Here is a 10,749-nt window from a genome sequence, read left to right as displayed (position 1 = left end):
GTCACCGATTGATCAACCAGCTTCTGCTCGGTCACCGATTGATCTGCCAGCTTCTGTTCGATCACTGCTTGGTCTGCCAGCTTCTGCTCGGTCACCGATTGATCAGCTAGCTTCTGTTCGGTCACCGATTGGTTTGCTAGCTTCTGCTCGGTCACCGATTGATCAACCAGCTTCTGCTCGGTCACCGATTGATCTGCCAGCTTCTGTTCGATCACTGCTTGGTCTGCCAGCTTCTGCTCGGTCACTGCTTGATTGCCAAGCTTCTGCTCGGTCACTGCTTGGTCTGCCAGCTTGTGCTCGGTCACCGATTGATCAGCTAGCTTCTGCTCGGTCACCGATTGATCAACCAGCTTCTGCTCGGTCACTGCTAGGTTGCCAAGCTTCTGTTCAGTCACTGATTGGTCAGCCAGCTTCTGTTCAGTCACTGATAGATCTTTTAACTTTTGTTCGGTCACTGTTAAATCAACAATATGCTCCTCAGCTACTGAATTGGTAGCTAGCTTTTGACTAGTCACAACACCGTCAGTTAAGTGATTCGTAGTAATCGTATGGCGGTTTAAATGCTGCGCTTGAATAGAATAATCCCCTATTTTATCTGACGTAATCATTTGCTGTGCTAAATGATGGATTTGAACGGATTGAGGGGCTATTTTATCTGCCGTCACACTTTGATTCATGAGATGCTGTGTACTAATCGCGTTTGAAGCTATTTTTTGTTGTGACACACTAGAGTCAGCTAGCTTTTCTGTAGTTATCGAATCATCGGCTAGATGTTCTCCTTTGACCGCTCCTAAAGTAAGCTTATCACTCGTAATACATTCATCTGAAAGATGATTTGCCGTTATAGTCTGATGAGAAACATGCCTAGTTTCAATCGCATGATAGCCTATTTTCTCTGAGGAGATCGCCTCAGGGGTTATATGCTCACTACGAATGGCTTCAACTGCTATTTTATTGGATGTCACACTTTCGTTTTTTAGCTTACCATTTGTGACGCTTTGTTCCGCTAAATAATTTGTATCGATGAGCTGTAAGCTTAACTTATCACGAGTAATTGAACCCGCCGAAATGTGCTCTTCCCGAATGGCTGAAGGCTCTAGTTTATCACTAGAAATCGATTGCTTTTGAATATGATCTGTATGAATGGCTTCCTTAGACAAATGCTTGCTTTGTATCGCCCCATCAGCGATGCTCGAGGATGTGACTGCTCCCTGTGCTAGATGATTTTCAAGAATAGCAGAGTCCGTAATTTTTTCACTTGTTACACTTTCATTAATCAAGCTTTGAGTGGTTACGGAAGAAGGTCCTAATTTGTCTGAGGTGATAGATTGGGGAGCTAATTTATCTGCTATTATCGCTGCGTTTTTAATATGATCTGTATGGACAGCTAAAGGGCTAAGCTTTTCTGAGCTTACACTGTGATCCATTAGCTTATCCGTTGAAATAGATTTAGAAGCGAGCTTAGGTGTTGTAATGATATGCTCAGCTAGATGCTGGGATTGAATAGCAAAAGTATCAATATGATGGTCCTGAATTGCTTTATGTTCTATATGAATAGATTGGACGGACTGCTTCGCTAATTTTTGAGAAGTAACGGCGTCATTCGCTATTTTAGAGGAGATAATACTGTGATTCTCTAAATCATTCGTTTGAATTGTTCCATTTTTAATTTTATCTGATGTAATCGATTGTTCCTGAATATGCTCAGATGCAATAGCTTGTTCCTGAAGATGTCTACCTCGTATAGCTCCATCGGCAATTTTCATGGGATCAATAATCTTATCTGCTAATTTTTCAGAGGTAATGGATTGATTTTTTATTTTTTCTGCTGAGATACTATGATTTTGTAGCTTTTTTGCAGAAATTGAAAAGTCAGCGATATGCTCCTCAACAATCGCTTCTGGTGAAATTTTTGAAGTAATGACACTATGGTTGGCTAGCTTTGAATGATCAACCGCATAATCTTTTATTAATTCGGAGGTAATGCTCCCTTTTTTAATTTTTGATGTATCTACAGCATTAGTAGACAGCTTATCATTTGTCACTGCACCGTCTATTAAATCAGAACTGTAAATCATGGATACGTTCTGCTCAGCTATTCTTTCAGTCAACGAAGCTAAGCTTTTCTGTTCTACACTTTGTTTGCCCATGTTTTCTAGGTTAGTAAGGCTGTCTTGTTTCTTTATAGGAGGTACAGCTTGGAGACTTGTAGTGCCTGCTGCAGTAATCGCTTCGTTTTGACTCTTATCATCGGCTGTTAAATGACTTTCCTGAACCACTTCAAAGTGATTATCCACATCCCATGTGAATCCATAATCTAAACTGCTTCTACCAACACGTGATCTTTTCTTCCGTTTCATCAACCTTTTATTCCGTTCTACCATAAGTATCCCCTTCCTCTGTATTTCTTCAATTACCTGTTATCCTCACCCATTAAATACTTGTAGTCTCTTCCCGTCTGTGTAACATATTCAGCCTTTTTCTTAATGGTTACGTGTCTATATAAATTGGGTAAGCGCACAAGGCATTCACCAAAATGTATAAAACTTGTAAATGTGGATAGATTAGTAGACATGTAGTGAACAAAGTTTACTATAAATGACGTAAATAGGAGGAAGAAACAAATGAGTAAGTTTTTTTATCTATTAAAAAGCAAACGATCGTTGTTTCAACTTTTCTGTACGCTTGGTTTTATCTATCTACTAAGCTTTTCTTTCGTACAACCAATTCAAGCAGAAATGAACGATCATATACATGAAGTTGAAAATGGGGATACACTTTGGGGAATTGCCCAATTTTATAAAGTTGATGTAAATGAACTCAAACAAATGAATCAATTAACAACAGATATCATTTACGTTGGACAGAATCTACTTATCCCAACCACTTTAACAGATTCTGAGAGTTATATCGTGCAAGAAGGAGATAGTCTATGGAAAATTGCCGATCGCTTTCATCTAGATATTCAAGATTTACAGGAGCTTAATAAGCTAGATTCATCAGTGCTACAAATTGGTCAGGTATTACTTCTGCCAAATGAGAATAACAGGTTAGAAGAGGAAAAGTTACCTGATCCAAAGGAGGATCAGGAAGACAAAGATACTTCTACAACTCTAAATTCAACAGCGTTTCTGAGAGGTTTAAGAGAAAGACTTGGCAATCTCAGTTACAACCCTACTTTCTCGTATACTAGCTATCATTGGCTACAACAAAATCGACTGCAGTCACAAAGCACAGAATCGCGTTCATTTGAAGAGAATCGTTTAAGTCAAGATTCTGTCTTTACAAGAGGGTTAGGCTATATGGGTGCTACTTATCCATGGTACAAGTCTGAGCTTGACGAGCAGGCGATATCTAAACACGACCACGACAAAAAATCTACTATAACTGTTTCTAGCATGACACCACTAGTAGAAGATATAGGAGCATCGGATCAATCTATTGACCAGTACTCCGGTTCTGAAAGTGAAAATGAAGCAACTCAACAGGTTTTACAGGCATCAGAGGAAGACATTGAACTTCTAGCAAGAATTATTGAAGCTGAAGCTGAGGGAGAGCCTTATCTAGGTAAGGTGGCCGTTGGAAGTGTGGTACTTAATCGTGTTGAAGATGATTGGTTCCCTGATTCAATCGAAGAGGTGATCTATCAAAGAGTAAATAAAGTCTATCAATTTTCACCTGTTGGAAATGGGAGAATAAATCGAGTTACTCCATCTGAGGAATCCTTTGATGCAGCTAAGGAGGCTCTATCAGGAGAAGACCCTACGGATGGATCACTCTACTTCTATAACGCTAAAATTAGCTCAGATAAATGGATTCGCACTCGGACAGTTGTGACTGAAATCGGTCAACATAAGTTTGCTCATTAAGTTAATGCAAATAAATTTTAGAGAATCCGTATCGTTATGAAGTTAGACAAGTAGATAATATTTTTTTGTAAAATAGCAGGCTGCCTCTCCTCTTATCAAAAAGGAGAGGTAACTTAACATTTAATCCTCTATGCTCATTAGCTGATATAGGTTATTTTTCCATTTCTCATCATCTAAGATAATTTGAAAGGAAATTCTTCTGTTTTGCCTTAATGATGCAGCATCATTTCCCTCAACTATTGGCTTAAATTCAGAATAACCGGTAGCAGCAAAATACTTGGCAAAGTCCTCCTGCCCCAAAACAGGGTTTACATCTAGAATATACTTTACAACGGCCACCGCACGTTGAGTAGATAATGTCCAGTTATCATAGGGGACTCGATCTGTATGCCCTTCAACCAGTATAATATATAGATACTCACTAATATCGTCCTGCTGTAAAATATCCTCAAAGGCATACGCTAAGGAGCTAAGCACCTCTCTCCCACGCTCACTAATCTCAGCCTGACCCGTGTCAAATAAAATATCTCCCTCTATGGCAATTGTATTATTTGGTCCCCGTACTACTTGGTCTTTCCCTAGCTTATCCTCCAGTTCTTGTTGAATTAAATCAGAAATATGCTGTTTAACTGAAGCTACTTTAGCCATTTCACGCTTAATTTCTCTCTGCTCATACGCGTCAAAGATGCTTTGGACAAACGCAATTAACGCTACAAATAACATAACTAGAACGATGGTGCTCATCATATCCGTAAAGGAAGGCCAGAAGGATGTCTGCTCATTTTCACTTTCAAAGTAACTCTTTCTTCCCTTCACTATTAGCTCCTCCTTCATAGCAAGTTTCTCTTTTGAAGCTGGTCATTCAACTTTGTTCCAAATAACTTCTTTTCCCTATAAAATGGAATATCCCTAATGTCCCTACTCTATTTAATATCTTCTCTCTCGAACAACAGGTCTTGCAGACTCATCATTCTCATATCTCTTTTGACTCATCTGACTTCTTCCCCATTCATAGATCGTGTATAAAATTTGATTCGCATCCTGAGAGAAGCGATAGATATTCTGAAATTCTCTTTCTAGCAAATGATGAATCGACTCAAGGCCACGGATCATATCCCTTAATTCTCTTTCAGACGTCTGACTGTTCTGCTGACGACTTGCCGTTTTCTCTATAATCTGTCCCATCTGATTGAGCATATCTCTTTTAAAGCGCTCGGTTCCTTCCTCCCATTGTCTTTCTAAATGCTGGACAGCCTGCCCGAAGGATTCAGCGGCTCTTGAGAACTGGTCATTTTTCTCTTGGTAACGATAATGCCACTGATCCTGACGCTGTTGTTCATTCCTCTTTTGCTCCTCCCATATCTCATAAAATTTCCTTTGATTTTCTTCACCCTGCTGCCTATATAATTGATTCATTTCTTCATTTCTACGTACAGATTGCTGCACGATCTGATCAGAGCGTTCCATCATTTTTTGCAAGCCTTGATTGCTGTCTATCGTACGTTGTGTAAGCTGCTTTAGCTCCTGCTGGAGTAAAGTGATTTGCTTGTTCAACTGCTCCAATCGTCCAGCAACTTGATCCTCATGCTTTTGGAACTGTGTAATTGTTGCTTGCAGGATAGCGCCAAAATCTGTGAGCTGTGATGTCCCCTCGTAGAATCGACTAGTGAATTCCTGCGATTGAGTAACTACCTGACTCAAGCCCTCAATACTTCCTTCCATCCGCTTAGTCATTTGAATGATTTCACCACCGAATGCGGCCACACTTTGATCAAAGCTTTCCTTTACCTTATCTACTAACCGATCCAGTACACGCTCCAAGGAGTCTGTTGGCTTCTGCTGCTGGACAGCCTTCTGTACCTGATGATCTAAAAAACCCTCACAGCGTGTTAAAAACAGTTGTTTAAGCTGAGCTGCATTTGGTCCAATACCAAGCTTAGATAGAAAACCTGATTGAAGGAAAGTAAGAATAAAGGACATCCCTATTCCAGCAATACTTGTTAGAAAAGCAAAGCTCATCCCTTGAAACGGTTCAGCAATGGCCGCTACAATTGAGGACACAGAAAGCATTTCATCTCCAGCATCCGTTCCAAATTGCACTAACGCCCCCTGCATGGCAAAAAGAGCCATTGTTAAGCCAGCAAATGTTCCTAATAACCCTAAAATAATTACCCACGAAGGAATTTGAAGAATAACTCGTTCAATAACTGAAATAGGAAGGCGAAACAAGCCAAACAGATTAAGCTGCTCTTTGTAAACCCTTTGTTCAATCAACGCCTGAGTATTAATCCACTCAAGCCCATCCTTTCTATACTGTGAATATTCCTCTATCATTTCTTCTAAAAGATGATTCGGCCTAGCTTGAGCGAGTAGCTCTGCTCTGTGCTCATATTGTTTGAGCTGCTCAAGCCAATGTCGAAAAAAAGAGGCTAGCTGCAAATTGCCAACTAAAGCAATTCCCCCCAGCAGAACAATGCCTCCCACTAGCATATAAAAGCTATTTCCTAGATCCATGCCGCCACACTCCTTCCTGTCCAAGCTCTATAGCCTTCTGATAGTAAAATATATGCTTGGCAAGCCTAAACATGTACAAAATTAAGCTGTTTGATTTTTCCAATCATAGTGATATATTGGTCATAAGAATTTGTCGGAAGAAGGTATCACATGAATAAAAGAACTTTGCTACCGTTACAAGACACTAAAGCAATCTGTTATCGAACTGTATGGCAACTAGCTCTAAATAGATTTAACTAAAAAACAGGTATATGCCACTTCTTGGCATATACCTGTTAAATTGTTGTATACGTACTTTAATTAATCATTCTAATCATACCCTACGAGCCCGTCTGCTCCTCCTCTACGTCAAAAACATCCCTCCATTGACGATCAGCTTTATCCAATGATGCTTCAGCATAATCTAATGCTTCACGATATTGGCAACGACGGAACGCTGCTTCAGCTTCCTGTAAAAGCTCATCAACATGCGTATCGTAGCGTCTAAATCGGTTCCCGTACTGAATATATTGCTCTGCTTTATGTGCCTGTGTAATCACCGATTTCGTAGCCTGTGATACAGACTCAACCTCTGTTTTAGCATCCTTGAGCACGTGTAAAACTCTCGGTAGCTCAATTTGTTGTTGCTGCAAAATGACCTGTAGCTCATCTACAGCTTCCTCTGCCATACCTAAGCCAATGCTGATATGCTCAGGAACACCTGGCAGATTACTTTTTCTAAGCTTTAATCTTAGCTTAACCAACGTCTGCTTAAGCTGAACAGCCGTCTCTCTTGCCTTTAACTCTTCCTCACGAAGCTTGTTGATCGTTTCCTCAAAAGCTTGCACCTTCATCTTATACTGATCATATTCCTCAATAAAGTGCATAATTTGTGTTCTCAGCTCAGGATATTTTTCTTCAACTTCCTCCTGAAGCTGCTTAATTTGACCACCTTTTTCAGTAAGCTGAATAAGTCTATCTGACAAGGCTTTAAATTCTTCTTCCCACTCGTTTTCCCACGAGTACGACGCTTTTGTAATCTGCACGTTTTCACCGAGCTTCGTGGACGTTTCATTCATCTCTTCAAGCAGAGAAGGAATAATCTCTAGCTTATCTAAAACAAACGCCTTTGATGTAACCTCTTCCTCCAGTAATAAGAAAAGCTCCTCAATTTCACCTTGAACTTGTCCAATCCATTCCTTCATTTCTTTAATTTGACCATCTTGCATGTACTGAACAACGGTTAATTGTTTTTTCTTGAGCTCTTCGTAACGCTCCTGTACACCAGTATGCTCTAAGACATATCCTTTTTCCTTCATCTCATCAATGGCCTGGAGTAGCTCATTCAATTGACCCGGAATTTCATTTTCTATTAATGTAAGGCAAGCTGGGATTTCCTCCAGAGCTTCTCTAATTTGTGTGAACACATCTTCAATCGCTTGAACATAATCCTGAGCGCTTAAATAATCACCGTTCTGTTGAGCGGCCTCAAAGCTTTCAAACCAAGTCCCTGTTTTCTTGAACTTCTCATGCCACACTGGATAAGAAATACCTAGAGCTAAGGATTCCTTTTGCAGAGCTGACTTAACCTCCTGATACTGTTCATGCAAATAAGAGATCTTTTCTCTACTTTGCTTCTCACTTGATGTTAATTCATCGATTTCCTGTACAATTTGATCTAACTCCGACTCAATTTGATTCAATGTAGCTTTCGTTTCTCGGAGGAGCTGTGCCGCTCTAATAAATCGATAGTGATCAGCATAATCCTCAATATCAATTAAAACCTCTTCAATTTCTGGTAAAGAAACAGTTAGAATTTCCTCCCATTTGGCTCTCCACTTCTCAAAGCTTTCCTCTGTTTCCCCGGCCATCTTTAAGCCTTTGACACGAGAAAGCTGTGCTGAGAAAGGACGATTCTCTAATTTGATTTTCTCTGCTTCTAATTCATCCACTGAGCGCATAACCTTACGGCGATATAAGATACTGAATACAATAAACACAATTAAGCCAATAAATAAAACGATGAGCAGAATTACCCACCACGGCATGGAGGAATCTGCATCACTAGCTTCCTCTGTTAACTGTTCATTCTGTTGGCCCCCTACTGTAAGCTCTGCTTCACGAGATCTTTGTTCAGCCAACTGAACAAGATCTGTTTCGATGCCTTGTATAAGTGACTTCATAGCTGTCGCATAATTCTGCTGATCTGCATAGCTTTGATAGATCGTAGAAACTCTTGACTCGATTCTCTCATCCGTTAAGCCTAATTGGTCAAGCTGTTCTCCGTACGCATAGTACAGCTTATTTCCTTCTTCCACGGCGATAACAAACAATACGGAAGTGTCAGTAAGGCTATAATGAACAAATAAATCATTCGTAAAGCGCTGCGGTTCTTCAAGCTCATCTATTAGCACGACTACATAATCATGCTCAAATTGAGAAAGCTCACCGTTTAACGATACGCGCTCTGGAGAGCTAAGATACTCCTGTGGATCTACTAAATGTGTATGCTCTCTATCTGGAAATTGAGCGTAAGCCATTTGTGCTGGCAAAATAAATAGAATAAGCACGATTAGAATATGTATCCCGATCTTCTTTCTATATAAGGTCATATCATTAGCTTTCCTTTCTGCTTTTAGACGATGATTATGGCTAAGACGATCTTCGAGTATTATATACATTCTGCCTACTGACAGGAAAACCCTTCTCTCGACAGTAAAAAGATAAAAAACTATACAAATAACGTTCATTATAGCTATTATAAAACATGAAACGGTTTTTGACAGCATTAATCGATTTTTCTTCGTCATAAAAGTAGAATTTTATCCGAAAGAGGGGACATCTATGAAATGGGATGGACATACTCATACGCCTTTTTGTCCGCATGGAAGCAGCTATCCTTTAGAGGATTATGTAGAACAAGCCATTCAGTTAGGTTTCGATATCTATAGTGTGACAGAACACGCACCTTTACCTCCAAGCTTTGCCGACCCTGTTCCTGATCAGGACAGCGCGATGGCTTACAACGTTCTAGAGCAATATTTAGCTGAAGCAGAAAGGGTAAAAGAAAAATATAAAGACAAAATTGAAGTAAGAATCGGGCTTGAAGTGGATTATATCCATGGACTAGAGCATGAAACAAAAGCATTTCTAAATAAATATGGACCTAGACTTCAGGACTCTATTCTTTCCTTGCATTTCTTGCCCATAGGTACTGAGTGGAAGATTTTAGACTTTACAGCAGATTTTTTTGAGCAGGAGCTTATCCAGCATTTTTCAACGGTTGATTTAGTCTATCTACATTACTATCAAATTCTACAGCAAGCAGTTAAAGCAGATTTAGGACCACATAAACCAAAGCGTATTGGGCATTTTTCACTTATTGAAAAGTTTAAAAGAAAGTTCCCTTCTACTCAAAAAGAGGTTTGGTGGGAGCAGGCCCTAATTACCCTACAGGATATAAAAGAGCGGGGGTACTCATTAGATTTTAATACGGCTGGTTATCGTAAGGAGGACTGCTTAGAGCGTTATCCTTCAGATCAGCTTTTGCATTATGCCCTTTCTTTGCGAATTCCTTTTGTATTTGGTTCAGATGCACATCGACCACAGGAGGTTGGCTATCGATATACAGATTTTGAAGAGGTATGTGAAAAAAGGAAATAACAAATAAGAGACGTGACATACATGAATAGAAATCCAAACTTCAGCTGTGCACTAGCGAAGGCTAAAAAGGGTCTGGATGTACAGCTTAAGCTGTAAGAAGTATCGTTTCTTAAACTCTTCTCCTGTCGGCTCAATATGGTATACCTCTCTAATTGCTTGTGGCTGTAAGAAAGGCATATATAAAGCGTTCGTTAACTGGAGGACCATCATTTCAACATCAAATGCTGGTCCTTCTTCTATTTCTTGAATCTCTTCTAATATATTGGCGTAGTAATATTTTTCTTTGTTGAGGTAAATGGTCATTACTTCTCTAATTAATGTAGAATCCAATGTTAGCTCACGGTAAATAAACCTTGTCATTTTATACTGTTCAAATAAATAGTCAAAGGCTGTCTGCATTATTTGAATTAGCTTATCCATAGGTGTAAGTAACTCATTCTTCTCCGAAGCACCATCAATGGCCTTAAAAAAATCCTCATAAAATTGAACCATTAATGCTTCAAGCAAACCTTTTTTTCCTCCGAAGTAATAGGAAATTAACGCCTGATTGACTCCGGCTTTCGTCGCAATTTGACGGATGGTTGTTCCACTAAATCCCGTATAATAAAAGTGCTCTAAGGCGGCAGCAATGATTTTCTCCTTTGCTTGTCCCTCCATGGCAGTGCTCATTGGTGATCCTCCTTGTATCCTGTACTGCAGTAATCTATTTTTTTCTATTCAATCC

7 protein-coding genes are annotated in these 10,749 nt (G+C 39.7%); 2 read left to right on the top strand and 5 right to left on the bottom strand.

Features of this window, described 5'->3' with window-relative positions; all coding sequences use genetic code 11:
• Nucleotides 1–2,384 (bottom strand): hypothetical protein (locus J2S11_RS13245; protein WP_307395284.1); only part of this gene is annotated, 2,384 nt, incomplete at its 3' end.
• A gap of 240 nt (nucleotides 2,385–2,624) precedes the next feature.
• Here J2S11_RS13245 and J2S11_RS13240 point away from each other — a divergent pair.
• Entirely contained in the window at nucleotides 2,625–3,869 is a 1,245-nt protein-coding gene (locus tag J2S11_RS13240) for a LysM peptidoglycan-binding domain-containing protein (RefSeq protein WP_307395282.1), read from the top strand.
• 120 nt (nucleotides 3,870–3,989) lie between these two features.
• Here J2S11_RS13240 and J2S11_RS13235 read toward each other — a convergent pair whose 3' ends face one another.
• From J2S11_RS13235 to J2S11_RS13225, 3 genes are all read right to left on the bottom strand, one after another.
• Nucleotides 3,990–4,685: an OmpA/MotB family protein gene (locus tag J2S11_RS13235; RefSeq protein WP_307395280.1), complete on the bottom strand. Its 696-nt coding sequence runs from the start codon at nucleotides 4,683–4,685 to the stop codon at nucleotides 3,990–3,992.
• Between the two features lie 111 nt (nucleotides 4,686–4,796).
• On the bottom strand, nucleotides 4,797–6,383 hold the full coding sequence (locus J2S11_RS13230) for a hypothetical protein (protein WP_307395278.1): 1,587 nt from the start codon (nucleotides 6,381–6,383) through the stop codon (nucleotides 4,797–4,799).
• Nucleotides 6,384–6,703: 320 nt separating this feature from the next.
• Complete coding sequence (locus J2S11_RS13225; protein WP_307395276.1) at nucleotides 6,704–8,974, bottom strand: septation ring formation regulator EzrA; 2,271 nt, start codon at nucleotides 8,972–8,974, stop codon at nucleotides 6,704–6,706.
• Between the two features lie 232 nt (nucleotides 8,975–9,206).
• Between J2S11_RS13225 and hisJ the strand changes: the two genes are divergently transcribed.
• Nucleotides 9,207–10,025 carry a histidinol-phosphatase HisJ gene (hisJ, locus tag J2S11_RS13220; protein WP_307395275.1) on the top strand — a complete coding sequence of 273 codons (819 nt, stop codon included), beginning with the start codon at nucleotides 9,207–9,209 and terminating at the stop codon, nucleotides 10,023–10,025.
• Between the two features lie 51 nt (nucleotides 10,026–10,076).
• On the opposite strand, the gene refZ is transcribed toward hisJ, so the two are convergent.
• Nucleotides 10,077–10,694 (bottom strand): forespore capture DNA-binding protein RefZ, encoded by a 618-nt coding sequence (gene refZ / locus J2S11_RS13215; protein ID WP_307395274.1) that lies wholly within the window; start codon nucleotides 10,692–10,694, stop codon nucleotides 10,077–10,079.
• Between the last annotated feature and the right edge of the window lie 55 nt (nucleotides 10,695–10,749).

Source organism: Bacillus horti, assembly GCF_030813115.1.
GTDB lineage: Bacteria > Bacillota > Bacilli > Caldalkalibacillales > JCM-10596 > Bacillus_CH > Bacillus_CH horti.
This window is presented reverse-complemented; position numbering and strand designations above follow the sequence as displayed.